The sequence below is a fragment of the Shewanella sp. genome (genome assembly GCF_051658185.1).
GTDB lineage: Bacteria > Pseudomonadota > Gammaproteobacteria > Enterobacterales > Shewanellaceae > Shewanella.
Window position 1 is genome coordinate 1 of sequence record NZ_JBOFMC010000143.1, and the last position, 26262, is coordinate 26262.

A 26262-nucleotide genomic window follows, 5' to 3' on the forward strand; every position below is an offset into this window, starting at 1 on the left:
AGTCGCTGGACTACTGATCACTATGATCGCCGCGCCTACTGGCTGGATATGGCTTTTAGGCGGTTTTGTCTTGTTTCGCTTTTTTGACATCATTAAGCCTTGGCCGATTCGTTGGCTTGATGCCAAGGTCGCAGGCGGTTTTGGCATTATGATTGACGATGTGTTGGCGGGGATATTTGCACTGCTCTGTTTGCAGGGACTCGCTTGGGGCTTAGCTTAGGCGCTGGATATGCCGCTGGATATGCCGCCGCTATGCTTACCTTATCCACTTTAGGTGAGTGAGGTCAGTTGATGCGTCTTGGCGCTAGCGTCATGCGCTCAGGGTTTTAAGCGCGGTGATTTCATTCGTGCTTTTGATTCAGATTATTCTCTTGCTGCTCATAGGCCTCGTTTTAGACCTATGAGCTGTCAATTTCGCCGTGTCAGTTATTGTAGTAACTCCCGTGCATTGGCCAGCGTGTTGTTGGTAATCGTATCGCCACCTAACAAGCGGGCCAACTCTTGAATGCGCTGCTCGCGATCTAAGGCTGTCATCGTGGTTTCAGTGCTGCCGGCTTTATTAAATTTATTCACAAATAGGTGTTGATGTCCATTGCCCGCCACTTGTGGTAAATGGGTAACACAGAGCACTTGGGTCGACTCTCCTAAACTGCGCAACATTCGGCCGACAACCGCTGCCGTTGGCCCTGAAATCCCCACATCGACCTCATCGAAAATCAGAGTCGGCGTTGCCACTTTTTTCGCGGTAATCACTTGTATACCAAGACCTATGCGGGATAGCTCACCACCGGATGCAACTTTAGCCAGCGGCTGTAATGGTTGTCCTGGATTAGTCGTGACCAAAAATTCGATATGATCGCTCCCATTTGGTGAGAGAAGATCGGGGTTAAAGTTAACCTCAATCGTAAATTTGCCTTTTGGCATATTGAGTTCGTGGATTGACTGGGTCACCTGTTTGTCGAGCTCTTTTGCATAGCGCGAGCGACTTTGGCTGAGTTTTTGAGCGTTGGCAAGGTAGGCGATTTTACTGGCCTCCAGTTGCTGTTGAATGTCTTCTAATTTGCTTTCATCCCCGTCAAGGCTCGCCAGTTCAGCGGTTAAAGCCTGATGGTGCTCAGCCAGTTTATTGGGGCTCACATGGTGTTTGCGCGCCAGTTGCATCGCTTTAGACAGCCGCTCTTCTAAATAGCTAAAGTGGGCAGGATCGAGTTCTAAGTTGCTGAGGTAATGCTGTAATTCACTACTACTTTCCTGCACTTGGATTAGGGCGTCATTGAGCATAGTGCAGACATTGCTTAAGGCAGGATCAACGCTCTGTAAATTGTCGGCAAGGGATACGGCTTTGTTTAGCCAGGAGGCGATATTACTGTCTTCGTCATCGGTGAGTAATAACAGGCTTGCTTGGCAGTTGTCGACCAGTTCGGTGCTGTTGGCTAATCGTTTATGTTCCTGTTCAATTTCTTCAAATTCATTGATTTTTAGGCCAAATTCATCAAGCTCTTCCACTTGGTATTGGACTAACTGTTTACGGGCAATACGTTCTTGTTGTGAGGTGATGAGTTGTTGTAACTCGGCTTCAATGTGTTTGCAGCGTTGATAGCTGGCCGAGACGCTCTCAAGCAATAACCTATGGTTGGCATAACTATCAAGCAGGCTCAGTTGATGCTCGCTCTTTAACATGGCGTGGTGGGCATGTTGACCATGAATACCGACTAAGAGTTGTCCCAATAATTTAAGTTGGACTAAGGGAACGGGGTTGCCATTGATGTAGGCGCGTGAACGGCCATCGTGGCTAATCGTGCGCCGCAGGATGCACTCATCATCTAGATCAAGATCATTATCCTCTAACCAGCGTTTGGCTAACGGAATATCGGTGAGGGAGAAACGAGCGCTAACCTCGGTTTTGTTTGCGCCGGGGCGAATGCTGCTGGCATCGGCTCGATTGCCAAGGCACAGTCCGAGTGCATCAATAGCAATGGATTTCCCCGCCCCTGTTTCGCCAGTAATACTGGTCATGCCGGGGCGGAAGTCGAGCTCAAGAAAACGGACTATCGCGAAATTGTTGATGCTGAGTTGGCAAAGCATAATGAATTCCTGTCGAAAACTCACCAAAACACTGTATTGATAAACAGTATATACTGATTTTTTATACAGTAAAGTGGCCTTGGGCGAATTTCCAGCGATTTAGTGTAGTGTATTTTTAAAGTTATGATTGTGTATAAGTTTTTACAAGCCCCTCCAGGATTGGCAGGCTAAAAAAGGTCACGAGAGTGCCAAATAGGATACCTTGGGCGCTGGTGCTGGCCTGGGTGTGGTAGCGTTGGGCGAGTAAATACACGCTAGCCGCCGTGGGTAAAGCACTGAGGATCACCCCCATCACCAGATAGTCAGCGCTAACCCCAAAGGATCGCAGCATGAGGTAGGCCAGGGCGGGTTGTATTACCAGTTTGCACAGATTGATCAGGCTCAATTCGGCAAGATGGGCAGCATTAAACAGCGGATTATCTTTTTGATAGCGCATGGCCTTGGCTAGCACCATGCCAATGGCGAATAGGGCGCAGGGGCTTGAGGTATTACCAATTTGCTGGATCATCATCGTAAGGCCAGAAGGCAGGTTAATGCTGAGCGCCGAGACGCCAACACCAATAAGGCTGCCGATCACTATGGGGGTTTTCACGACGGCCAAGAACATAATGATGGCCGCATGCTGCTGGCGCTGGGTGTTAGTGTAGAGCTCTAACGAGACTAAGGTAACGGCAAACATTAAAACCGATAATAAGCTAGCGATGGCTGCGGCCACGAGGGCGCTTTGTTGGCCGGGAAAGAGGATGGTCAGTAAAGGGATCCCGATAAATGCAGTATTACCAAAGGTGGCATTGAGGGCCCGCATCGCCGCCGCGGCGGGTTGTTTTGGCTGAGTTAGCAGAGAAACCCCAAGGCTGAGCAAATAAATGGTGACTATGGTGACACTGTAGCCGGCAATAAATCGCCACTGCAGAATTTCATCAATCGGTTGCTGCGCGAGGGCGATAAACAAAATCGCGGGGAAGGCGATATAGTACACATACTGATTGAGCACTTGATCGGTCTCGATGGGAAGCAGTCGCAACTTTTGTATGAGTGTACCTAACAGCATGATCCCGAAGACGGCAAACAGCGGGGTTAATATGGTCATGACCCTCACTCTTCCTTGTTGATTTAACATTATTCGCCTAAGCCAACGGGGCTTAACTGGCGCCATAGTAGCAAAATAACATAGCCTCAAAGGCGTAAGCTATTGCGCTATGGTCGTATAAGTGAATAATTCCATGTTTTAAACACAATGACTTAGCCTTAGCCTTAGCCTTAGCCTTAGCGCGAACGCCGCTAGGCGTATCGCAACATTTGGAGTCAACATGAGTGATGATGTCGGCGGTGAATTGCAACTTATTTACCTGTTTGTACACCTAGTGAATGCCGGGAGTTTTTCTCGGGCGGCGCAGGACTTAGATATGCCTATCGCTACGGTGAGTCGTAAACTGGCTAAACTGGAAGATAAACTCAATAAACAGCTATTTATGCGCAGTACTCGCAAGTTGCGGCTGACGGAGGAGGGCTTAGCGTTATTTCAGCGTTACCAAAGTGTCATCGCCCAATTTGATGAGTTAACCGGTGTTGGCAGCGATAAACCCGAAGGAACCCTGCGCATCGCTGCGCCTATCTCGATTATTTCGATTTTATTTATTCGTGCCTTGAACGAATTTGGCAGGCTTTATCCCGACATTCACTTGCATATCTCCCAAAGTAATGAGTTAGTGGATTTGATTGACAAGGGCATCGATGTGGCAATTGTTGGCGGAGCGCAGCCGGATTCTTCATGGGTGTCGAGCACACTAGGGGAACTCGATTATTGTTTATTTGCCACGCCAGAATATTTGGCCAAGGCCCCCCCTTTAACCCATCCACAGGAGCTTGAGCAGCATCAGCTCATCAAAGTATGGCCGTTATTTAATTGGCAGTTAAAGCATCCTAATGGTGAATCTTTTTACTTTAATGGCCCGACTAAGTTGACCTTGACCGATTTACACGGCGCGATTCAAGCTGCTTTAGATCACGGCGGAATTTTGTATGGGCCTGAATTATTTGTAAAACAACATATTAAAGATGGACGTTTACAGGTATTGCTGCCTCAATGGCAGGGGGAGCAAAGACGGATTTCAATTTTGTATCATCAGCGCAGTCAGCAGCCGCAAAAAGTCAGAGTCTTTATTGAATTTATGCAATCAAAGGCAGCCGAATTATTCTCGATGCAATAGCAAGTCGGAAATAGGCGTGATGCGCGCCAATAGTGCTACGGTAACACCGCTGCGAGTGATAATCATAGGATTAACAATGCATTAGCCTTGTTTTAAGGTTTGAATCTAGATTGCAGAGGGGCAGGTTTGTGCCCCATCCGCCCAACAGACTTACGCCATACTGATACCGATATTCGACACGCCCGCTTCGATAATCTCTTTACGTAAGCCTTTGACCAGCTCAGGAGTAATCTGGGGAGCTTCTTCAATGATTTCGAGTAATGCGTTTTGAATGGCTTTTTCTTCCACCATGACTTCATGGGCAAAAATAAAATCATCCAACGCTTCATCGACTAACGCCACATCACTGATGGCTTCGATATAGTTTGCGACGGTACTAGAGGATAATTTACTGATATTGGTGATATCTTCTTCAATGCCGTCTTGGATTGCGTTCAACAAGGTACTGAGGGCGACGACGGCATCCATGGCCGGAAAAACACCATAGGCGGTAAAATTGGCGGGATCTGGAGTGTTATCTTCGAGGCGCTGCAGATGAATATCGATATTAAATTTCAGTTTTTTATCGTATTGGGACTGCCATAACAGTTCTAATACTGTGCTCAGTACCTTGGGATCACCAAATTCACATACCTCGGAAAACAGTTGGTAGTTGGGCAGCATGCGTTGACAAAGTGCAATGGCAAAGAGTTGTTTATGTGGTAATTCTAACGCCTTTAGGCGCTTAAAGAAGCCCGTTTTTTTGGTCATCGATTATTTCCGCTGATAGCTGTGATAGCACTTGTTTTACCGCTGATTCTACCTTAGTTAACTCATCAAGTAACTCTAGTATTTCGGGTTCGAGATCTGCCACACGGCTTTGGCGCTTCAAGGCGGTTTCAATCTCTTGGCATAATCGTTGGGTGGTCGGTACGCCGCAGTAGCAACTGGCACCATGTAATTTGTGGATAGTGCTGAGCAGGGTTTGTGGATCATGTTGGTTGAGTGATTGTTGAATGCTCTCAACGGTTTGCGGCAGGGAGTCCAGTAACATTCTCAGCATCTCTAGGGCAAGATCAGACTTATGGTTCGCTTGGGTTAAGCATAACTCCCAATTTAGGGTGTGCAGATCAAAATGCGTAAATTTGGGCCGGGCAATCCAGCGGTTGATCACCATTTTAAGCGCGGCTTCATCAATGGGTTTAGGCAAGTAGCCTTCCATGCCGCTGCCAAAAATAAGCTCACGTTCTTCGGCAATCGCATGGGCGGTCACCGCAATAATCGGTGTATTGCGGTTTAAGGAGTCTTGGCGAATTTGCTTTGTAGCGCTGATCCCATCGGTGCCAGGCATTTGAATATCCATAAAAATGAGATCAAATGTGCGGATTTTGGCTTGTTTAACGGCTTCCTCACCGCTATTAACTGAAACGACCGTCGTGACTAATTCGTTTAGCAGAGTGTCTATCAGTTTTAGATTGGCAAAATTATCGTCCACCGCCAGTACGGTCAACGGTTGGCGAGCGGCAGGGGCGACAATCGCTTGCGGCACCGGCATATCGAGCTCTTTGGGCGGATAGAGCAGGTTGCGGGCTAATTGGTGTTCAATCACGGGCAATGAAATCACGGCATCGGCATTGGGACGAATCATCTGGTTGAGCATTTCTGGCCCTTGGCAATCGTATAAGGCGATTAAACAGGCGGTGTGGGATTTGGCTAAGCTCATGGTGTTTACGAGCTGTTTGACATCCTTAAAGCCATGGCAACTCAATAGGATGTAATCGAATGGGGCTTCAACATTCGCGAGGGTGGTCAAGAGGCTGGCGACGTGTTGATGATGGGTCACTTTCGTATGCCATTGATGTAATTGCCGGCTTAATACCGCATGGGACAGTACCCGTGGCTCATAGAGTAGCACAGTTTTATCTTTAAGTTTTTCAATGGGTAATGAGTCGCCAATTTGGAATTGCCCCAGACTTAACGGCAGGGTAAACCAGAAATTAGAGCCCTGATCCACATTGGAGGTAAAACTAATTTGCCCGCCCATTTGATTGACTAAACGTTTGGTGATGACCAACCCAAGCCCTGTGCCACCAAAGCGGCGCGAAATGGAGGAGTCTGCTTGGCCAAAGGCTTGAAATAAATAGTCTTGTTGGCTTTCAGTAATCCCAATACCCGTGTCAATCACATCACACCGCAGGACCACCTGTTCAGCGGTTTGGCTCTCAAGTTCGAGCTTGACCTGCACGCTGCCATGATCGGTAAACTTGATCGCATTGCCAACTAAATTGTTGATAATTTGGCAGACACGCATGGCATCACCATTGATGTTATCGGGCACATCGGCGGCAATATCGATGACCAATTCGAGCCCTTTTTCATGGGCACTGCCTGAAATCAAGGTGATTGCATCGCCGATGGTTTCGCGTAATCCAAAGGGCATTTTTTCTAACACCATTTTGCCCGCTTCAAGTTTGGAAAAATCGAGGATATCGTTAATGATCGCCAGCAAATTGGTGGCACTGCGCTCGATAGTGTTGATGTAATCCACTTGGCTGGCATGCAAGGGGGTTTTGATCAATTGCCGGGCAAAGCCGATGACCCCATTTAATGGGGTGCGCAGCTCGTGGGACATATTGGCTAAAAACTCCGATTTAATTCGGCTGGCCTCAAGGGCGCGTTTTTTGGCTAAGTCTAATTCAACGTTTTGAATTTCAATTTGTTCTAAGGTTTCTCGTAGATCGGAGGTGGCCTGATCGATATTTTGTTGCATTTCATTGTGGTATTCCGATAACGAGCCTGCCATGGCATTAATGCCGCGTTTGAGTAAATCGAGCTCCCCAATGAGATCTTCTTCTAAACGGGCGTCTAATTTGCCTTCACGGATTTTGGCCACCACTCGCACCATTTCAGTAATGGGATGAGTGACGTGTTTAACTAAGCGGAAGGTAAACAGCAGGTTTAATTGCACCCCAAGTAGTACGATAAAAAAGGCGGCAATGGCGGCACGATGCTGCTCAAGCAAGGCCCGCTCTTTATTGATAATAATAGAAATATAGCCTATGGATTCCTGGCTTTGGGTGGCATTGTCGGCATGGTTTGACGATGGCGTTGTTGCAAAAATGGGGCTGCGCAGGATGAGGCTATCGTCGATATGTTCAATTTCGGTTTTTTGTAAGTTATGCAGCAACTCTTTATACCGCATGATCTCAAAATCTTTGTGATAGTGAGAGGTGACAAAGAGTTGGTTGTTGGCATCGAACACGGCGATGGATTTGACTAAGGTGGATTGGTTAAGCTGCGCCGCCGCGAGTAAGCGCTTGGTGGCTTCGCGATCGTGATTAAGCAAATTGGCTTCACTGGCGATGGCCAGCGGCTCGATAATATTGCCTCCTTGGGCAATCAGTGTATCTTCGAGCTCATAAAAGCGATTTATGGTAAAGTAGGCCCCCAGAAGAATACCGACCAAAATGGTCGGTGCGAGCGCCAGCACCAGAACCCAAGAGCGAAGGCTGTATTTGGACATATTGTTAACAGGGTTCATAGCGGCGCGATTTATTCCTCAGACCGAAGAGACAAGTGTGACAAGACTGCCAGAAAAAGGCCGGTCTTGACCAGTTTTTTATTGATACAGAGGCCGAAATGGCGCAATTTTTTAAAGCAAAACCAAATAGTTCCAAACAGTTATCGGCTAAGTTATCCCTTAAGGTGGATCAGCTCGATCACTTAGGCGCTGGCATTGCACAACATCAGGGCAAGGTGGTCTTTATTGCCGGGGCGCTGCCGAATGAAAGCGTGCAAGTGCAGCTGACGGAGCAAAAGAAAAATTATGCCCGCGCGAAGCTGCTTAAGGTTGAGTGCGCAAGCCCTGCACGCGTAGCGCCTATCTGCCCTCATTATCATACCTGCGGCGGCTGCGACCTACAGCATATGACATTATCGGCTCAACGAGAGCACAAGGCGGCTGCGCTGGTGAATATTATGGCTAAATTGGCCGGCACCGGTGACGGCGCCTTCCTCGCCCCAACCTTAGAGGGCGAGGGGTGGCATTACCGTCGCCGCGCTCGGCTTGCAACGCTATTTGATAAAAATACCAAACACCTAAGCTTAGGTTTTCGCGCGGCTAGCCGTTCAGATGTGGTGCCTATTAGCCAATGTCCGGTGCTCGCACAGCCTTTGTCAGCGTTAATCGTGCCCTTTGCTAAGGTGCTAAATCAATTGTCGGCCAAGGCGAGTGTAGGTCATCTTGAATTGATTGCTGCCGATAATGGCCATTTTGCGGTGCTGCGGATAACTAAGCCATTAAATGCCAAAGATCAGGCAACGCTGAGCGATTTTGCCGAGCGGCACCAAGTGCAGATGCTGCTGCAGGATAACGACGGACAATTGCAGCGCCTTCATGGCGAGCTCGCCTTACCTGAGTATCAACTGTGCGCGGCTGGCGATGACGCCAACGCGGTGACGTTATCGTTTACCCCGGGCAATTTTGTGCAGGTCAATGGGCAAATTAATCAGGCCATGGTTAATCAGGCGCTCGATTGGTTGGCCCCCAAACCGGGGGAGCGGATCTTGGACTTGTTCTGCGGCATGGGTAATTTTAGTGTGCCCTTGGCCAAAAGCGGGGCCGAGGTCATCGGCGTCGAAGGGGTTGCCGAGATGGTGATTCAGGCTCGCGTCAATGCTCAGCAAAATCAGTTGGATAATTTAACGTTTTATCACGCGGATCTCAGTGCCGATTTATCCCTTGAGCCTTGGCTTGGCAAAATTGATAAGTTACTCCTCGATCCTGCCCGTGCTGGCGCGTTTGAAAGTTTGCAGTGGCTGAAAAAGATGAAGCCCCGCCAAGTGGTGTATGTGTCTTGTAATCCTGCCAGTTTAGCCCGAGATAGCGCCGTGTTATTGGAGCGGGGTTACCAACTAAAACAATTGGGGCTTATTGATATGTTCCCCCAAACGCACCATATCGAAGCGATGGCACTGTTTGAATTAACCCAGTAGAGCACCGTTAACGCATTGCAATATCTTAAAAAATGTCATTATTTAGACGGTTGCGTTTGACAAGTTCACCCCAATGCTGAAGATAGGAAGGCTTAAGGGGTGTCAATGTTCTCCTGTGCACGAATAAGGAAATAAATGAGATGGTCTCTGTTCGCGAAGCGCACTTTAATGATCCCGATTTTCAGTTAGAAGAGTGGGTCGCTCGTTATGTTAGTCATGCCGATGATGCGTTACGGTTGCTCACGCTTATTCGTCAAGTGGATGCCTTGGCCGCGAAGAGCCCCGCCGCGAAAAGAGAACTGTTGGAGCGAGCCCGTGAGATGGTGGAAATTCTGGCGCCGCTCAATATGGATATCGACACCCTGCTGGCCGCCATTTTGTTTGTGGTGTTTGATGCCGGGCTGTTAACGGAAGAGGCCATCAAAGATAAGTTTGGTGCGCCGCTGGCGCGTTTAGTGGCCAGCGTGGTGACCATGAATGCCATTGGCGCCTTGAAAATCAATCCCAACTCCCGCTCCAGCGAACCGCAAATCGATAATATCCGCCGCATGTTGCTGGCCATGGTCGAAGATGTGCGCGCGGTGGTGATTAAATTGGCCGAGCGCGTGTGTTTGCTGCGCGCCGTGAAAAATGCCGATGAAGAAACCCGGGTGTTACTCGCCCGGGAAATCGCCGATATCTACGCGCCGCTCGCCAACCGTTTAGGGATTGGTCAATTGAAGTGGGAGCTTGAGGATATTTCGTTTCGTTATCTGCACCCCGATACCTACAAAGAAATTGCCAAGCAGCTTGATGGAAAGCGGCTCGATCGCGAAATTTTTATCGAAAAATTTGTCAGTCAATTGCAGCAAAAACTCGATGAGGAGCATATCCGCGCCAAGGTGTATGGCCGCCCAAAACACATTTACAGTATTTGGCGCAAGATGAAAGGCAAACACCTTAAATTTGATGAGTTGTTTGATGTGCGCGCCGTGCGTATCGTCACTGAGCGTTTGCAGGATTGCTATGGTGCTTTAGGCGTGGTGCATACTCTTTGGCACCATATTCCGCGCGAGTTTGACGATTATGTCGCTAACCCTAAACCTAACGGTTATCAATCTATCCACACTGTTGTCGTCGGGCCAGAGGGTAAAACTGTTGAAATTCAAATTCGTACCCAAGATATGCATGAGGATGCTGAGCTAGGGGTGGCGGCGCATTGGAAATATAAAGAGGGTAACCACAGCGGCAAGCAAAGCGGCTATGAAGAGAAAATTAATTGGCTGCGTAAAATTTTACAGTGGCAAGAAGATGTGGTTGAAAGCGGCAACTTGGTTGAAGAAGTGCGCAGCCAAGTGTTTGAAGACCGAGTGTATGTATTCACCCCCAGCGGTGAGGTCGTCGACTTACCGCTCGGCTCCACCGTGCTCGATTTTGCTTATTATATTCATTCTCAGGTTGGGCATAAGTGTATTGGCGCGAAGGTTGATGGCCGCATTGTGCCCTTTACCTATCAGGTTGAAACGGGCGAGCGCATTGAGATCATCACCTCAAAACAGCCCAATCCTAAGCGCGATTGGCTTAATCCAAACCTAGGTTACATTCGTACCGCCCGGGCGCGCTCGAAAATTCAACATTGGTTTAAGCAGCAGGATCGCGACAAAAATATTGCGGCTGGCAAGGAGATGCTTGAATCTGAGCTGGCGCGGGTCAGCCTTAAAATTAAAGATGCCGCCATCGCCGTAGAGCGTTTTAATATGGCGAGTATGGATGATTTGCTCGCCGCGATTGGCGGCGGTGATGTGCGTTTGCATCAAGTGGTCAACCATATTCAAAGTCGTCTGCGTCTCGATGAAGTGTCGGAGGCGGACGCCGTCGAAGAGTTGGTTAAAAAAGGCCAACATAAACCGGCCAGCAGTGGCCGCGGTCAAGTAGAGGTCAACGGGGTTGGCAACCTGCTTAACCATATCGCCCGTTGCTGCCAACCGGTGCCGGGGGATGAAATCCTCGGGTTTATCACTAAGGGGCGCGGCATTTCGGTGCACCGCGCCGATTGTGAGCAGGTAAAAGAGTTGATGCGCGTTCACCCTGAGCGGGGTGTCGATGTGGTTTGGGGTGAAAATTACTCCGGCGGTTACCGGATGCGCCTGCGTGTCTTGGCCCACGATCGCAGCGGTTTACTGCGAGATTTAACCTCAGTGTTGGCGGCGGAGAAATCCAATGTGCTCGCCATGAGTTCCTCCTCGGATATTAAAAACCAAACGGCGGCCATTGAGTTGGAATTGGAGCTGTATAACCTCGATGGGTTATCGCGGGTATTATCTAAGCTCTCCCAGGTCGATAGTGTGATTGAGGCTAGGCGGCTATAGCGTTTAAGTGGCTGGCTATCGCGTTTAGTGGTTTGAGTGTTTTAAGCTAACCAATGACTTTTGGGTCACTTAGACTCAGCACTTGCGTGAGTCTAAGGTTAACGCGAGCGCGGCGGCTGTACTTTACGCTGGCCGCAATGGCATTGCGGCTTATCGAGGGGGCCTGAGCGTTCGGCAGGTTTACCGCTGCAGTTTTTACTCGATGAGTGCCGGCGCCTCGGCATCATCCGGTATCCTTTGGGCGAGGACTTTATCGACCCGTTTGCCGTCCATATCCATAATTTCGAGACGCCAGTCGGCAAGCTGCACTACGTCAGTGGTTTGCGGGATTTTCCCGAGTTCGTACATCAACAATCCATTGAGGGTTTGATAATGGCCGTCATCTTCGGCGGGCAGTTGCTTGATCCCAAGGGTGTCTTTGAGGTCAAAAATCGGCAGCAGGCCATCGAGCAGTAAAGAGCCATCTTGCCTTTTGACCACCATTTGGTTGTTCACATCCTCTTGAAAAAACTCACCCGTTAAGGCATCCATCATATCTTGCAGTGTCACTAAGCCTTTTAAATCACCATATTCATCAACGACAAACACCATCTGTGAACCCGTGGTGCGAAAATGCTCAAGCAGCTCCATCCCCGACAAACTATTGGGGACAAAGTTACCATTTTTGACCAAATCCACCAGTGCTAAAGGCTGCCCGGCGATAGATTGAGATAGCAGTTGTTTGGCGGAAATAATCCCCACCATATCGTCGATATTGTTACGGCACACCGGGAAGCGCGAGTGGGGCGATTGCATGACCGTTTGGAGGTTAACCTCAAGGGGTTGGTTCAGATCGAGAAAGACGATGTCCGAACGTGGCACCATCAAGGATGAAATCGTGCGCTCATCTAAGCGAAACACATTTTTTACCATGGCATGTTCGTTGTGCTCAATCACTCCTGCCGACGAGCCTTCCTGCAACATCGCCTGAATATCCTCCTGAGTCACATTGTCGTGCAGCCGATGGGAAAACCCCATTAGCCGCATCAATGTGTGGGTCGAGCCTGATAGCATCCATACAAAGGGTTTTGTTGCGACCGCAAGTAACAACATGGGCTTGGCCATGATACAGGCGATGCTTTCAGCGCTGACTTGGCCAATGCGTTTGGGCACTAACTCGCCCACCACAATGGAGACATAAGTGACAATAATCACCACCAATACGGTTGAAAATATATTAGTTAAATCAGGGCTTAAGCCAAAGGTTTGTAACCAAATGGATAAAGGTTCGGCAAGAATGGATTCACCAAATATGCCGTTTAAAATCCCAATTGAGGTTATCCCAATTTGTACCGTGGATAAAAATTGGGTGGGATCCTCAGCCAGTTTTAGCGCCGCCTTAGCCGTACTACTCCCTCCATGGGCGAGGGCGGTTAGCCGAGATTTACGCGCGGTGACAATGGCAATTTCAGACATCGCAAATAAACCATTTAACACAATCAAACCAACAAGAATAAAAATTTCCATAGCTTTGGGCCTAACGCTCCGCTTTAAAATGCATGAGTAAAACCAATTAATCGACAGTGGCGACTAGTTAAGCGGATTACCCGCAACGTAACCGGTTTGGGGTGACTCATTGCATCGTTTTCTTAAAATGCAACGCAATAGAAAGAGTTATCGCAAGATAACCCGGCAACGACAGCCTAGGTCTACATGAGCGAAGGGCAAACGCTATTTGGCCTAGCGACCAGTATTGCCAACGCTTGCGTAAATGGGGAATGAGCGCCAGAAGTGATTGCCGCGAAAGTCGCATTAGCTCATTGAGATTAAGCAAAAAACAACATGTTTTGATGATGTTAGCAACCACAAATGTGATTGCATGGCGTCGGAGAGGGTCCATAATCCTAGATAAAAAAGTGAAGATAATGGGTATATTAAACAACAAACGGCAGTTGTAAAGCATTGTGCGGCACTTGGTTGCGATCCTGTGGCATACTGTTGGTATTCTGTTCCGATTGATGGGTGCATAGCGGGTTAGAAAGGCTTGACAGAGCGTGAATCGTGAGGATTTTAAGGGGGATAATGCTTGGCTGGAGGTTTTAGCTTTACTACAAAAATATGTGGCGGCCCTGTTTTCCTCGCGAACTTTAAAAGGCATTCAGCTCGTCATCTGGGCATAAGCTCTTCACCAAAATGTTATCTCAACCCTCTCAATAGCACTTTGAGCTTAGCTACTTTATCATAAGCGTTTTATTGCCCTTATTATTGCCTTAGTTGTGACACGACTTTGCATGAGTGTATTTCTGTTGATTCACTCTGTGTCTTGGCCTGTGTCGACTCTTTTGAAAGGATATCAGCATGACTTCCCATACTAGGTCTTCCTCTTCTATTTCTGAGCTCTCTGCAAAAGAACTGTCAGCAAAAGAACTGTCAGCAAAAGAACTGTCTGTAACCGATGTTGCGCCGCTGCTGAAGATTATGGAAAAACTGCGCGATCCGCAAACAGGCTGTCCTTGGGATAAGGCGCAGACCTTTCACACCATAGTGCCATTTACCCTCGAAGAGGCTTATGAGGTGGCCGATACCATAGAGCGTTTGGCCTTAGACGAATTGCCCGATGAGTTGGGGGATTTATTATTCCAAGTGGTGTTTTATTGCCAACTAGGCAAAGAGCAGGGCAGGTTTGATTTCAGCACTGTCGTGAATAAAATCATCGACAAGCTCACCCGTCGCCATCCCCATGTGTTTGGTGACGCCATATTTGAGGCCGATGCCAGCAGTCAGCAAATGAAGGCCAATTGGGAAGCGATTAAAGCCAACGAGCGTCAACAAAAGGCATTGGCGGCAGGGGGTGCTTCACCAAGTCCAGTTTCTGTGCTGGATGATATTGCGCGCGCACAGCCTGCGTTATCGCGTTCGATCAAAATTCAGCAACGGGTCGCGCGAGTCGGGTTTGATTGGCCAGAGCTTGAACCTGTGGTGGCAAAAATCCATGAAGAAATTGATGAAGTGCTGGCAGAAGTGAATCACACAACGCTCAATCAAGCCAACGTGCAGGCCGAAATGGGCGACTTATTATTCGCGGTAGTGAATTTAGCACGCCATTTAAAGGTGGATCCGGAGCAGGCCCTGCGCCAAGCCAATGATAAATTTGAACGCCGTTTTCAAGGCGTTGAGGCCTTTGCAAGGCAAAATAATAAAGCATTAGAAGCACATAGCTTAGAAGAGTTAGACGCCTACTGGGACATGGTCAAAGCGCAGGAATCGCGTTAAAAGGCAAATTATCCGGATTGGTGTTTGTCGAATGGCAACAGCTTTGGTATACTACTGCCCCGTCCTAGTGCTTTCTTACAAGCACGTATTTTCAAACTCATTTTCTCAGGTTCAGCATGACTACAAGGTATATCTTCGTTACTGGTGGTGTGGTTTCATCACTAGGTAAAGGCATTGCAGCCGCTTCATTAGCCGCAATTTTAGAGGCCCGTGGTCTCAATGTGACCATCATGAAACTGGACCCATACATTAACGTTGATCCAGGTACCATGAGCCCGACGCAACATGGTGAAGTGTTTGTGACTGAGGACGGCGCAGAAACAGACCTCGACCTAGGTCACTATGAGCGTTTCATCCGCACTAAGATGAACCGTCGCAATAACTTCACCACAGGTCGTATTTACGAAGAAGTACTGCGTAAAGAACGTCGTGGTGACTATTTAGGTGCGACGATTCAGGTGATCCCGCATATCACTAACGCGATCAAAGAAAAAGTGTTAGCCGGTGGCGAAGGTCACGATGTGGCTATCGTTGAAATCGGCGGTACTGTGGGTGATATCGAATCACTGCCATTCCTTGAGTCAATCCGCCAATTAGGTGTTGAGCTTGGCCGTGATCGCACGCTGTTTATGCATTTAACCTTAGTGCCGTTCTTAGGCGCTGCGGGCGAAGTGAAAACGAAACCGACTCAACATTCGGTAAAAGAGTTGCGTTCTATCGGGATTGCCCCTGATGTGCTGATCTGCCGTGGCGATCGCGCCATTCCAGCAAACGAGCGCGCTAAGATTTCGCTATTCTGTAACGTTGAAGAACGTGCAGTGATTTCATTAAAAGACGTCGACAGCATCTACAAAATCCCGGCATTGCTGCGCTCACAAGGTCTTGATGACTTAGTGGTTAAGCGTTTTGGCTTAACCTGCCGTGAAGCCGACTTGTCTGAGTGGGAAAATGTGATTTACCAAGAAGCCAATCCAAACGGCGAAGTCGTGATTGGTATGGTGGGTAAATACATCGAACTGCCGGATGCGTATAAGTCAGTCAACGAAGCGTTAAAACACGCAGGCCTTAAAAACCGCGTATCTGTCACCATCAAGTACATTGACTCACAAACTGTAGAAGCCAAAGGCGATGAAGTCTTACAAGGTTTAGACGGTATCTTAGTCCCAGGTGGCTTTGGTGAGCGCGGGGTTGAAGGTAAGATCATGGCGGCAAAATTTGCCCGTGAAAACAATCTGCCTTACTTCGGGATTTGTTTAGGTATGCAGGTTGCGTTGATTGAGTTTGCCCGTAATGTGGCTGGCATGACCGATGCCCATTCAACGGAATTCAATAAAGATACGCCTTTCCCCGTCGTGGGCTTAATCACCGAATGGGTTGACGAAGAAGGTAATGTCGAGCAACGTCACGAAGCTTCTGATTTAGGTGGCACTATGCGTTTAGGCGCGCAGTTATGTCATTTAAAAGAAGGTTCAAAAGCCGCGCAGGCCTATAAAGGCAATACCTGTATTGAGCGTCACCGTCACCGTTATGAAGTGAACAATAAATACCGTGAGCGATTAGAACAAGCCGGAATGGTCTTCAGTGGCTTATCGTCCGACCGTAAATTGGTGGAGATGATTGAGCTTAAGGATCATCCTTGGTTTGTTGCGGGTCAATTCCACCCTGAATTTACCTCCACACCACGGGATGGTCACCCTTTATTTGAAGGGTTTGTTGCCGCCGCCAGTGCACATCAAAAACGTGAACTGAAGTAATGCAATTCAAGGCCGGTCCCACCTCAGTGGGGCCGGCCTTTTGTTACACTCAGGCCGCTTACGCCCAAGCTGCTTTTTTCTGAGTGAGAACCAGATCCCCATGTTGATAAACGACCTGCGTATCGACCAAAAATGAAAGCGAATTTAGTCGTACTCTACATTTGTTTATCCCCATAGGTATTGGTTTTTCTTTTATTTTTAACGTTAATCGAGGGTAATATGGCGAAGATTATTAATGTGATTGGCCGCGAGATTATGGATTCTCGTGGTAATCCCACCGTTGAAGCTGAAGTGCATTTAGAAGGTGGTTTTATCGGGATGGCGGCTGCGCCATCTGGGGCTTCAACTGGTAGCCGTGAAGCGCTGGAACTGCGTGATGGCGACAAAAGCCGTTATTTAGGCAAAGGGGTATTAGCCGCTGTTGCTAACGTCAATGGTCCAATCCGTACTGCGTTAATCGGTAAAGATGCAACGGCTCAAGCTGAGCTTGATCAAATCATGATCGACTTAGACGGCACTGAAAACAAAGACAAATTAGGCGCGAACGCGATTTTAGCGGTGTCGTTAGCGGCGGCTAAAGCGGCTGCAGCCTTCAAAGGCATGCCTTTATACGCTCACATTGCCGAGTTAAACGGCACGCCTGGCCAATACGCGATGCCAGTACCGATGATGAACATCCTTAACGGCGGTGAGCACGCGGATAACAACGTCGATATCCAAGAGTTTATGGTTCAGCCTGTTGGCGCGAAAAACTTCCGTGAAGCTTTACGTATGGGCGCTGAGATTTTCCACACTCTGAAGAAAGTACTGCACGGTAAAGGCTTAAGCACTTCTGTGGGTGATGAAGGTGGTTTTGCGCCTAACCTGTCTTCAAACGCGGATGCCTTAGCCGTAATTAAAGAAGCGGTTGAATTAGCGGGTTACAAGCTGGGCACTGATGTGACACTGGCATTAGACTGCGCGGCGTCTGAATTCTACAAAGACGGTAAATATGACCTGTCTGGCGAAGGTAAAGTATTCGATTCAAACGGTTTCTCTGACTTCCTGAAATCACTGACTGAACAATATCCAATCGTGTCTATCGAAGATGGTCTGGATGAGTCAGATTGGGATGGCTGGGCATACCAAACTCAGATCATGGGCGACAAGATCCAATTAGTCGGCGACGATTTATTCGTCACTAACACTAAGATCTTAACCCGTGGTATTGAGAACGGCATCGCGAACTCAATCCTGATCAAGTTCAACCAAATCGGTTCATTAACTGAGACTTTAGCGGCTATCCGTATGGCAAAAGCGGCAGGTTACACCGCGGTGATTTCACACCGTAGTGGTGAAACCGAAGACGCAACCATCGCGGATTTAGCGGTGGGTACTGCGGCCGGCCAAATCAAGACAGGTTCACTGTGCCGTTCTGACCGTGTGGCTAAATATAACCAATTGCTGCGTATCGAAGAGCAATTAGGTGAAAAAGCACCTTACCGCGGTTTGAAGGAGATCAAAGGTCAGGCGTAATTTAGCCGTCCGATGTAAAAAGGCCACCACTTGGTGGCCTTTTTTGTTGTACTATCTGCGTTATCTTTTTGATCTCAGACACTGACGCAAATTCTTCCATGAAATACTTTGTTTTTGCACTCATAGTGCTACTCGGTTTATTGCAATTTCGGCTCTGGTCGGGCACCAATAGTTTGCCGCAGTACTTTGCGCTGCAAAAACATATTGCGGTGCAACAGGAAGGCAATGCTAAACTCAATGAGCGAAATCAAGTGCTTAAAGAAGAGATTATCGATCTTAAGCGTGGCACCGAAGCCATTGAAGAGCGCGCCCGTAATGAACTTGGCATGGTAAAACAAGGGGAAGTTTTTTACCGTGTGGTGGGCGGGGAGCGGCCAGTATCGAGTCCTACACCATGATGGCAGCGCGTTGCTCTGCCGGGCACTTTGCCTTGCAGGCCTTTGTCTGCCAGTGTTTACCACGAGAGTCAGGTTTACAGAATGCCTCAACTATCTTCTAATCATCCCGTCGTGGCGATTGTGCCTGCGGCAGGGATTGGTTCCCGAATGGGCGCCGACAGGCCTAAACAATATCTTGAAATTCAAGGGCAAACGATCCTTGCCCACACCTTAGATCGGTTATTGGCCCATCCACTCATTGCCGAGGTGATTGTCGCGTTACATCCACAGGATGATTTTTTTGCCCGGTTGCCACAGGCGCAACATCCAAAACTGGTGACGGTTATTGGGGGCGGTGAACGTGCGGATTCCGTGTTAGCAGCATTGATGCATGCCCCGGAGCAGGGCTGGGCCTTAGTCCATGATGCAGCGCGCCCCTGTTTAACCCATGAAGATATTGATAAATTGCTGGCATCGCGGCTCACCTTCCCTCAAGGGGCCATTTTAGCCATGCCAGTGCGCGATACCATGAAGCGCGCCAATCTAAAGGGAGAGATCAGCGCCACTGTGTGTCGCGATAATCTCTGGCATGCGTTAACCCCGCAGCTTTTCCCGTTAGCGACACTTCGTCAACACCTGCAAGGCGCGCTTGCTGCAGGGGCGGTGGTGACCGATGAAGCCTCAGCAATGGAATGGGCGGGCATTGCGCCCGGATTAGTTGCGGGTCGAGCTGATAACATTAAGGTGACTCATCCCGATGATATTGGCTTAGCTGAGTTATTTTTAATGCGCGCCATTAAGTAAGTTACTACATTCATTACAATCAATTTTTAGGATAGCTAAATGACACTCCGTATTGGCCATGGTTTTGATGTGCATAAATTTGGCGAAGCGCGCCCATTGATCCTATGTGGGGTTGAAGTGCCCTATGAAACAGGCCTTGTGGCGCACTCCGATGGCGATGTAGTGTTACATGCCATTAGCGATGCTATTTTGGGTGCAATGGCCCTTGGGGATATCGGCAAGCACTTTCCTGACACTGATGCCGCCTATAAAGGGGCTGACAGTCGAGTGTTACTGCGGCATTGTTATGCGTTAGCAAACCAAAAGGGCTTTGAGTTGGCCAATCTTGACGTCACTATCATTGCCCAAGCCCCCAAAATGGCGCCATATATTGAGATGATGCGTAACGTGCTGGCTGCCGATTTACAGGCGGCATTAGATGATATTAATGTCAAAGCAACCACGACAGAAAAGTTAGGTTTTACCGGCCGTAAAGAAGGCATTGCGGTCGAGGCCGTGCTGTTGATGCGCCGTAAACAAGATAACGAAACGAGATAAATACCGCCATGAGTGAACTCCATTACCTATACGGCCAGCCAATCGGCAGTGCAGATTTACGTACTCACAATAGCGATTTTATCGTTAAAGAGATCCTTCCCTTTAGCCCGACGGGCGAGGGGGAACATCACTTAGTCCATATCCGTAAAGATGGGCTAAATACAGTACAAGTGGCTGAAATGTTGGCAAAGTTTGCTAAGGTTCATCCCAAAGAAGTGACCTATGCTGGCCAAAAAGATAAAAATGCCATCACTGAGCAATGGTTCGGCATTCGTATCCCTGGCAAAGAAACGCCCGTGTGGGCTGAGCTCAATAGCGACCGCTTAACGATTTTATCCAGCAGTCGTCACAGTAAAAAGTTACGTATAGGGGCCCTCTTGGGGAATCGTTTTATCCTGACATTACGTAATGTTACCCATGTCGATGATATCATCAGCCGAATTGAAAAAGTCAGCCAAATCGGAGTGCCAAATTATTTTGGTGAGCAGCGCTTTGGCCATGACGGTAAAAATTTGATTTTGGGTCGGCAAATGCTGGCGGGCAAAAAGGTTAAAGACAGAAACAAACGCAGCATGTATTTATCCGCGGTGCGTTCGCATCTGTTTAATCACGTCGTGTCATACCGTCTTGCCCAGCACGGCACTCAACCGCTCAGCGGGGATTGTGTCATGTTGGCGGGCAGTAAAAGCTTCTTTGTGGCTGAACAATGGGATTTGCCAATGTTAAAGCGGCTTATCGAAAAAGATATTCAACTTTCAGCGCCACTGTGGGGGCGCGGGATGATGTTAGCGCAAGGTGCTGCAGCGGCGATGGAAACCACGGCAATGGCAGATTTGACAGAGGATTGCTATGGTCTAGAGCATGCAGGGCTAGAGCAGGAGCGGCGTCCATTATTGCTTGAACCCCAAGGATTACAATACCAACAAACGGCCGACGGCCTAGTGTTAGAGTTTATTTTACCTGCGGGCAGTTTTGCGACCTCCGTCCTAAGGGAGTTAGTGAATTATCAAGATGTCAAAGAGTTGCAATGGCGCGCCGCGCTAACGCCTGAGGCGCCAACGACCACGCGCCCCGATGATGAAGCGGTATCATGATCCGTATTCTGGTCAGTAACGATGACGGGGTTAATGCTCCGGGGATTAAAGCGTTAACCGAGGCGCTGAGTGACATTGCCGCGGTGCTCACCGTGGCGCCAGATCGCAATTGTTCCGGCGCCAGCAATTCGTTAACCTTGAGTAATCCATTACGGATTAGTAGGTTAGATAACGGCTACATTTCAGTGCACGGTACGCCAACCGATTGCGTGCACTTAGCCATTCGCGAGCTTTGCGAAGGTGAACCGGATATGGTGGTCTCTGGCATCAATGCCGGCGCGAATATGGGGGATGATACCTTATACTCGGGCACCGTGGCCGCTGCAATGGAAGGGCGCTTTTTAGGATTGCCGGCGGTGGCGATCTCCCTTACGGGGTCTGAAGGCAAGCATTACCAATCAGCCGCTTTCTATGCCCGGCGTATTGTTGAAGGGTTACTTGCTCATCCATTGGCAAGCGATCAGATCTTAAATGTTAACGTGCCTGATTTACCGCTTGCGCAGATTAAAGGGATCAAAGTGACTCGCTTAGGTGCACGCCATAAAGCGGAAGGCATAGTGCGAACCCAAGATCCGGCTGGGCGAGAAATTTTTTGGCTAGGTCCTCCTGGCAGCGAGCAAGATGCCTCGTCCGGGACAGATTTTCATGCTATTGCCCAGGGATATGTGTCCATTACGCCGTTAACGGTGGATCTTACGGCCTATCGACAATTAGCGGCATTGCAAAATTGGGTAGATAAACTATGACTCGCGTTGTTTCTACATCGGCTGCCAATCTTGCAAAAAAACTGTACGAAGCGGGGATCCGTCACCAAGGGGTGTTGCAGGCCATCTCACAAACACCGCGGGAGCTATTTTTGGATAATGCCTTGGCTCATAAGGCTTATGAAAATACCGCGCTGCCCATCGGCCAAGGTCAGACGATCTCCCAGCCCTATATAGTGGCACGTATGACCGAGTTGTTATTGCAAACCCAGCCGAAAAAGGTGCTGGAAGTCGGGACCGGCTCAGGCTATCAGGCCGCCATTTTAGCCCAATTAGTCCCTGAGCTTTATACGATTGAGCGGATAAAAGGCTTACAGATCCAAGCAAGGCAGCGGCTAAAGCGACTCGACCTACATAATGTGACGTTTAAATATGCTGATGGTTGGCTTGGTTGGCCCAATCGTAGCCCCTTTGACGCCATTATGGTAACCGCTGCCGCCGAGACGGTACCCGAGGCGTTACTGGCACAGTTAACCGAAGGCGGCGTGTTGGTGTTGCCTGTTGGGGAAGAAACACAACAGCTGCTGCGGATCACGCGCCAAGGCGATCGTTTTCGCTCTGAGGTGATCGAAATGGTCAAGTTTGTGCCCTTAATTCAAGGGGCATTGGCTTAGGTCGCCAGTTGGCAATGTTAACTAAAACAGATGGATAGTCGATTAAAGGAGTCGTTATTGTTGAATTGGGGTTTACCCATAAACCTTTGCTTGGCATTGTTGCTTGTGGGCTGTAGCTTTCAGGCCAACCATCCTGCACCCGTCGAAAGCCTGTCGCGTAAGCAGGCAAAGCACCACCAAAGCCAAATTAAAGCGGAAGTCTATAAGGTCAAAAAAGGCGATACGCTATATTCCATTTCCTTCGCGGCCGGTAAGGATTTTACCGAAATAGCTAAAATTAATCAGTTAGATAAATCTTATACCATCTATCCAGGGCAGGTATTGCGGTTAACTGAATCTCCTATAGCAAAATCATCTCAAGCGACGTCATCAACGGCCAAAGTCAGTCGCACTAATGGGAGTGTCGAGGTAAAAGCGGTTGAAAATCAACGTTATGCATCAAGTTCACCCCAAAGTGCAGCATCAGATACATCCACTAAAAAAACACTTGATCAGAAGGCGAAGTCTGAGTATTCTGCAACAAGCTCTCAACAAATAGTTAACCGTGAGGCATCAACTTTGCCAGTGGATGTGAGTCAGTGGCAGTGGCCAGCGAGGGGGAAATTAGTTGGGGCATACTCTGCCAACGAGCAGGGAAATAAAGGAATTAAGATCGCAGGACAGCGAGGCGATATCATCAAAGCTGCCGCCGATGGGCGGGTGGTATACGCGGGTAACGCGCTTAGGGGATACGGTAATTTAGTCATTATTAAACATAGTGAAGATTATCTAAGTGCTTACGCTCACGCAGATCAGATCTTAGTCGAAGAAAAGCAAAATGTCCTTGTTGGACAAACAATTGCTAAAATGGGTAGCACAGGAACAAATCAGGTAATGCTCAGATTTGAAATTCGTTACCATGGTCAATCTGTTAACCCACTGAACTATTTACCTAAACAATGATCGTTTAGGGCCATGTTGGCAAAAGGAGGATAGAAAATTGCAGTAATTAACGCAGTTCAATTAGGTTTGGGAGATTTGATCATGAGCCGTATAAATAGCACTGTCGTAGAAGAACTAGTAGATTTTTCCATAGAACCCGCAGACTTTGATCTTGAAAAAGAAGATGTTACCGATGTTGTTGCTGATTTAGTGCAAGAGCTCGGGCTTGAGCATCAAGTTCAAGATGACCTACAAAAAAATCTTGATGCCACACAACTCTATTTAGGTGAAATCGGTTTTTCACCATTGCTAAGCGCAGAAGAGGAAGTTTATTTTTCCCGCAAGGCCTTAAAAGGCTGTGAAAAATCCCGTAATCGGATGATTGAAAGTAACCTGCGCCTCGTGGTGAAGATTGCGCGGCGTTACAATAACCGCGGCCTGGCTCTGTTAGATTTAATCGAAGAAGGCAACCTTGGGCTTATTCGCGCCGTAGAGAAATTTGACCCAGAACGCGGTTTTCGGTTTTCAACCTATGCGACGTGGTGGATCCGCCAAACCATTGAACGCGCAATAATGAATCAAACGCGCACCATCCGTTTACCTATCCATGTTGTCAAAGAACTGAATGTCTATTTACGTACCGCCCGTGAATTAGCGCAAAAATTGGATCATGAGCCGACGGCGGAAGAAATTGCTGAGAAGTTGCAAGTCTCGAGCGCCGATGTGAGCCGTATGCTCAAGCTAAATGAAAAAATCACCTCGGTAGATATCCCTTTAGGTGGGGATAATGATAAAGCCTTGTTAGATGTGCTTGCCGATGATGATAGCGTCGGCCCCGACTATAAAGTGCAGGATGAAGATATTTCAAATTCGGTGGTGAAGTGGCTCAATGAACTGAACACTAAGCAACGCGAAGTGCTTGCGCGCCGTTTTGGTTTACTTGGTTATGAGCCATCTACGTTGGAAGATGTCGGCGCCGAGATTGGGTTAACCCGTGAGCGCGTTCGTCAAATTCAGGTTGAAGCGCTAAAACGCTTGCGTGACTTACTCGGTTCACAGGGCTTGTCTGTCGAAGCCTTGTTTCGAAATTAAGCTCTTTGCTAGCCTTTATTTACACTGTACATCGACAATGACGATAAACGCCCACAGCTGTGGGCGTTTTGTTAGGTAAAACTTGCAGATTAGCTTAAGCGTTTTAGCTCATACAATAAGTCAAGCGCTTGCTTTGGCGTCAAATTATCAGGGTTTATCGCCTGTAATTTGATGATGGCAGGATGTTCTGCTGGCTCAGGTAAGGCCAGTAGGCTCTGGATGGGGGGAGCGATGCCATCTTGCTGATGATCGCGACTCTCAAGCTGATGTAACTTGTGTTTTGCCGCTTTAATCACTTTGCTCGGGACACCTGCAAGCGCCGCGACCTGTAAACCGTAACTCTTGCTCGCAGCCCCTTCTTGCACTGCATGCATAAAGGCAATCGTATCCTCATGCTCAATGGCATCTAAATGGACGTTATAGACGGTGGGAATGAGTTCGGGTAATTGGGTTAACTCAAAGTAATGGGTGGCAAACAGGGTGAGCGCGCCGATTTGTTGGGCAAGATATTGCGCTGCTGACCATGCTAACGATAAGCCGTCATAGGTCGATGTGCCGCGGCCGATTTCATCCATTAACACTAGGCTGTTGGCCGTTGCATTATGGAGAATATTGGCGGTTTCAGTCATTTCTACCATGAAGGTTGAGCGCCCAGAGGCGAGATCATCCGATGCGCCAATGCGGGTAAATATCCGATCGATAGGTCCAATAACCGCACGCTCGGCCGGGACAAAACTGCCTATATGTGTCATGAGGGTTATGAGGGCGACTTGGCGCATATAGGTCGATTTACCGCCCATATTGGGGCCGGTCACTATGAGCATCTGTCTTTGTTGATGCAGGCTGACAGGGTTGGCAATAAAAGGTGTTTGGCTGACGCGCTCAACCACGGGGTGGCGACCAGCATCAATACTTATGCCAACATCGCTGCTGAGTGTTGGGCAGGTGTAACCTAAGGTTTCAGCTCTCTCGGCAAAATTGGTTAAGACATCGAGTTCGGCCGCAGCTTGGGCGCAGGCTTGCAATGCGTGTAATTGGGGCAGAATAAGATCAAAAAGTTGATCCCACAGTTGCTTTTCAAGGGCTAAGGCTTTGCCTTGGCTTGAGAGCACTTTTTCTTCGTATTCTTTTAACTCGGGAGTGATGTAACGCTCCATGTTTTTAAGAGTTTGACGCCGCTGATAATTGAGAGGCACTTGCTGGGATTGTAGGCGACTCACTTCAATATAGTAGCCATGCACGCGGTTGTATCCCACCTTCAGCGTGGCAATGCCAGTACGTTCTTTTTCCCGCGCTTCGAGTTGTACTAGGTAATCGCTGGCACCTTCGCTTAATCCACGCCATTCATCTAATTCAGCATGGTAGCCGTTACGGATCACCCCGCCATCGCGAATGAGCATGGGGGGATTGTCGACAATCGCCCGCTCGAGCAGCGCGTGCTCGGAGGGAAATAATCCTAACTGTTGACGCAGTTTGTCGATGTGTGGGGCATTGAGGGTACTTAAACTGTGTTGTAACTCAGGTAATAAACCGAGGGCTTGGCGCAACCGGGCAAAATCCCTCGGCCTTGCGGTGCGTAGCGCCAGCCTTGCCATAATGCGCTCTATATCGCCGAGGGCCTTAAGTTGCTCATGGAGTGTGTCATGGAGGTTGGTTTCTAAGAGTTCATGCACCACCATTTGCCTTGCCATAATGGGCTTTCGATCGCGTAGCGGCTGATGGATCCAGCGCTGCAACATGCGACTGCCCATTGCGGTAGCCGTATTATCCAAGATTGCGGCCAAAGTATTGTCACGGCCACCGGCGAGATTTTGGGTGAGCTCCAAATTGCGCCGAGTCGCCGCATCAAGCACTATGGTATCGGTTTGATTAAAGCGAGTAATGGCATTGATATGGGGCAGGGCAGTACGTTGGGTATCTT

The 26262-nt window shown here is 48.6% G+C and carries 21 protein-coding genes; 15 read left to right on the top strand and 6 right to left on the bottom strand.

All coding sequences use genetic code 11. The annotated features are described in order from the left end of the window. On the top strand, nucleotides 1-220 hold a 220-nt coding region (locus ACRCZA_RS05930), incomplete at its 5' end, for a phosphatidylglycerophosphatase A family protein (RefSeq protein WP_438673542.1). 206 nt (nucleotides 221-426) lie between these two features. Here ACRCZA_RS05930 and recN read toward each other — a convergent pair. Both recN and ACRCZA_RS05940 read right to left on the bottom strand, forming a co-directional pair. Continuing rightward, entirely contained in the window at nucleotides 427-2085 is a 1659-nt protein-coding gene (gene recN / locus ACRCZA_RS05935; RefSeq protein ID WP_438673543.1) for a DNA repair protein RecN, read from the bottom strand. Between the two features lie 121 nt (nucleotides 2086-2206). After that, nucleotides 2207-3175 carry an AEC family transporter gene (locus ACRCZA_RS05940; RefSeq protein WP_438673544.1) on the bottom strand — a complete coding sequence of 323 codons (969 nt, stop codon included), beginning with the start codon at nucleotides 3173-3175 and terminating at the stop codon, nucleotides 2207-2209. A gap of 220 nt (nucleotides 3176-3395) precedes the next feature. Here ACRCZA_RS05940 and ACRCZA_RS05945 point away from each other — a divergent pair, with 220 nt between their 5' ends. Further along, nucleotides 3396-4295, top strand: a complete 900-nt coding sequence (locus tag ACRCZA_RS05945; RefSeq protein WP_438673545.1) for a LysR family transcriptional regulator — start codon at nucleotides 3396-3398, stop codon at nucleotides 4293-4295. A gap of 150 nt (nucleotides 4296-4445) precedes the next feature. Here the strand turns inward: ACRCZA_RS05945 and ACRCZA_RS05950 are convergent, their stop codons facing one another. Next, nucleotides 4446-5045 carry a YjaG family protein gene (locus ACRCZA_RS05950; RefSeq protein ID WP_438673546.1) on the bottom strand — a complete coding sequence of 200 codons (600 nt, stop codon included), beginning with the start codon at nucleotides 5043-5045 and terminating at the stop codon, nucleotides 4446-4448. Then, nucleotides 5020-7815, bottom strand: a complete 2796-nt coding sequence (gene barA / locus ACRCZA_RS05955) for a two-component sensor histidine kinase BarA (RefSeq protein WP_438673547.1) — start codon at nucleotides 7813-7815, stop codon at nucleotides 5020-5022. The genes ACRCZA_RS05950 and barA overlap by 26 nt, the downstream gene beginning before the upstream one ends. A gap of 98 nt (nucleotides 7816-7913) precedes the next feature. Between barA and rlmD the strand changes: the two genes are divergently transcribed. Further along, nucleotides 7914-9269 carry a 23S rRNA (uracil(1939)-C(5))-methyltransferase RlmD gene (gene rlmD, locus ACRCZA_RS05960; RefSeq protein ID WP_438673548.1) on the top strand — a complete coding sequence of 452 codons (1356 nt, stop codon included), beginning with the start codon at nucleotides 7914-7916 and terminating at the stop codon, nucleotides 9267-9269. Between the two features lie 140 nt (nucleotides 9270-9409). After that, entirely contained in the window at nucleotides 9410-11617 is a 2208-nt protein-coding gene (relA, locus tag ACRCZA_RS05965) for a GTP diphosphokinase (protein ID WP_438673549.1), read from the top strand. Between the two features lie 195 nt (nucleotides 11618-11812). Here relA and ACRCZA_RS05970 read toward each other — a convergent pair whose 3' ends face one another. Further along, nucleotides 11813-13123 (bottom strand): hemolysin family protein, encoded by a 1311-nt coding sequence (locus tag ACRCZA_RS05970; protein WP_438673550.1) that lies wholly within the window; start codon nucleotides 13121-13123, stop codon nucleotides 11813-11815. Between the two features lie 831 nt (nucleotides 13124-13954). Between ACRCZA_RS05970 and mazG the strand changes: the two genes are divergently transcribed. The 11 genes from mazG to rpoS all read left to right on the top strand — a co-directional run bounded on the left by mazG (nucleotide 13955) and on the right by rpoS (nucleotide 24341). Continuing rightward, nucleotides 13955-14869: a nucleoside triphosphate pyrophosphohydrolase gene (gene mazG / locus ACRCZA_RS05975; protein WP_438673551.1), complete on the top strand. Its 915-nt coding sequence runs from the start codon at nucleotides 13955-13957 to the stop codon at nucleotides 14867-14869. 116 nt (nucleotides 14870-14985) lie between these two features. Further along, on the top strand, nucleotides 14986-16623 hold the full coding sequence (locus ACRCZA_RS05980) for a CTP synthase (protein ID WP_438673552.1): 1638 nt from the start codon (nucleotides 14986-14988) through the stop codon (nucleotides 16621-16623). 219 nt (nucleotides 16624-16842) lie between these two features. Then, the gene (eno, locus tag ACRCZA_RS05985) at nucleotides 16843-18138 is read left to right on the top strand and encodes a phosphopyruvate hydratase (RefSeq protein ID WP_438673553.1); all 1296 of its coding nucleotides are present in this window, start codon (nucleotides 16843-16845) and stop codon (nucleotides 18136-18138) included. 98 nt (nucleotides 18139-18236) lie between these two features. Next, nucleotides 18237-18536, top strand: a complete 300-nt coding sequence (ftsB, locus tag ACRCZA_RS05990; RefSeq protein WP_438673554.1) for a cell division protein FtsB — start codon at nucleotides 18237-18239, stop codon at nucleotides 18534-18536. An 81-nt stretch (nucleotides 18537-18617) separates the two neighbouring features. Beyond that, nucleotides 18618-19319: a 2-C-methyl-D-erythritol 4-phosphate cytidylyltransferase gene (gene ispD, locus ACRCZA_RS05995; RefSeq protein ID WP_438673555.1), complete on the top strand. Its 702-nt coding sequence runs from the start codon at nucleotides 18618-18620 to the stop codon at nucleotides 19317-19319. Between the two features lie 39 nt (nucleotides 19320-19358). Beyond that, nucleotides 19359-19856, top strand: coding sequence for a 2-C-methyl-D-erythritol 2,4-cyclodiphosphate synthase (gene ispF, locus ACRCZA_RS06000; RefSeq protein ID WP_438673556.1), 498 nt, complete (start codon nucleotides 19359-19361; stop codon nucleotides 19854-19856). 8 nt (nucleotides 19857-19864) lie between these two features. Beyond that, nucleotides 19865-20950, top strand: coding sequence for a tRNA pseudouridine(13) synthase TruD (gene truD / locus ACRCZA_RS06005; protein ID WP_438673557.1), 1086 nt, complete (start codon nucleotides 19865-19867; stop codon nucleotides 20948-20950). After that, a complete protein-coding gene (gene surE, locus ACRCZA_RS06010; protein ID WP_438673558.1) occupies nucleotides 20947-21696 on the top strand; it encodes a 5'/3'-nucleotidase SurE in 750 nt (249 codons plus the stop codon). The genes truD and surE overlap by 4 nt, the downstream gene beginning before the upstream one ends. Then, nucleotides 21693-22328, top strand: coding sequence for a protein-L-isoaspartate(D-aspartate) O-methyltransferase (locus tag ACRCZA_RS06015; protein ID WP_438673559.1), 636 nt, complete (start codon nucleotides 21693-21695; stop codon nucleotides 22326-22328). The genes surE and ACRCZA_RS06015 overlap by 4 nt, the downstream gene beginning before the upstream one ends. Nucleotides 22329-22385: 57 nt before the next feature. Next, nucleotides 22386-23270 (top strand): peptidoglycan DD-metalloendopeptidase family protein, encoded by an 885-nt coding sequence (locus ACRCZA_RS06020; RefSeq protein WP_438673560.1) that lies wholly within the window; start codon nucleotides 22386-22388, stop codon nucleotides 23268-23270. 81 nt (nucleotides 23271-23351) lie between these two features. Continuing rightward, nucleotides 23352-24341, top strand: a complete 990-nt coding sequence (rpoS, locus tag ACRCZA_RS06025; RefSeq protein ID WP_438673561.1) for an RNA polymerase sigma factor RpoS — start codon at nucleotides 23352-23354, stop codon at nucleotides 24339-24341. 89 nt (nucleotides 24342-24430) lie between these two features. Here the strand turns inward: rpoS and mutS are convergent. Beyond that, on the bottom strand, nucleotides 24431-26262 hold a 1832-nt coding region (gene mutS, locus ACRCZA_RS06030; RefSeq protein WP_438673562.1), incomplete at its 5' end, for a DNA mismatch repair protein MutS.

Coding starts and splice junctions, on each gene's coding strand:
- recN (WP_438673543.1), bottom strand. CDS start 2,085: ATGCTTTGCCAACTCAGCATCAACAATTTCGCGATAGTCCGTTTTCTT.
- ACRCZA_RS05940 (WP_438673544.1), bottom strand. CDS start 3,175: ATGACCATATTAACCCCGCTGTTTGCCGTCTTCGGGATCATGCTGTTA.
- ACRCZA_RS05945 (WP_438673545.1), top strand. CDS start 3,396: ATGAGTGATGATGTCGGCGGTGAATTGCAACTTATTTACCTGTTTGTA.
- ACRCZA_RS05950 (WP_438673546.1), bottom strand. CDS start 5,045: ATGACCAAAAAAACGGGCTTCTTTAAGCGCCTAAAGGCGTTAGAATTA.
- barA (WP_438673547.1), bottom strand. CDS start 7,815: ATGAACCCTGTTAACAATATGTCCAAATACAGCCTTCGCTCTTGGGTT.
- rlmD (WP_438673548.1), top strand. CDS start 7,914: ATGGCGCAATTTTTTAAAGCAAAACCAAATAGTTCCAAACAGTTATCG.
- relA (WP_438673549.1), top strand. CDS start 9,410: ATGGTCTCTGTTCGCGAAGCGCACTTTAATGATCCCGATTTTCAGTTA.
- ACRCZA_RS05970 (WP_438673550.1), bottom strand. CDS start 13,123: ATGGAAATTTTTATTCTTGTTGGTTTGATTGTGTTAAATGGTTTATTT.
- mazG (WP_438673551.1), top strand. CDS start 13,955: ATGACTTCCCATACTAGGTCTTCCTCTTCTATTTCTGAGCTCTCTGCA.
- ACRCZA_RS05980 (WP_438673552.1), top strand. CDS start 14,986: ATGACTACAAGGTATATCTTCGTTACTGGTGGTGTGGTTTCATCACTA.
- eno (WP_438673553.1), top strand. CDS start 16,843: ATGGCGAAGATTATTAATGTGATTGGCCGCGAGATTATGGATTCTCGT.
- ftsB (WP_438673554.1), top strand. CDS start 18,237: ATGAAATACTTTGTTTTTGCACTCATAGTGCTACTCGGTTTATTGCAA.
- ispD (WP_438673555.1), top strand. CDS start 18,618: ATGCCTCAACTATCTTCTAATCATCCCGTCGTGGCGATTGTGCCTGCG.
- ispF (WP_438673556.1), top strand. CDS start 19,359: ATGACACTCCGTATTGGCCATGGTTTTGATGTGCATAAATTTGGCGAA.
- truD (WP_438673557.1), top strand. CDS start 19,865: ATGAGTGAACTCCATTACCTATACGGCCAGCCAATCGGCAGTGCAGAT.
- surE (WP_438673558.1), top strand. CDS start 20,947: ATGATCCGTATTCTGGTCAGTAACGATGACGGGGTTAATGCTCCGGGG.
- ACRCZA_RS06015 (WP_438673559.1), top strand. CDS start 21,693: ATGACTCGCGTTGTTTCTACATCGGCTGCCAATCTTGCAAAAAAACTG.
- rpoS (WP_438673561.1), top strand. CDS start 23,352: ATGAGCCGTATAAATAGCACTGTCGTAGAAGAACTAGTAGATTTTTCC.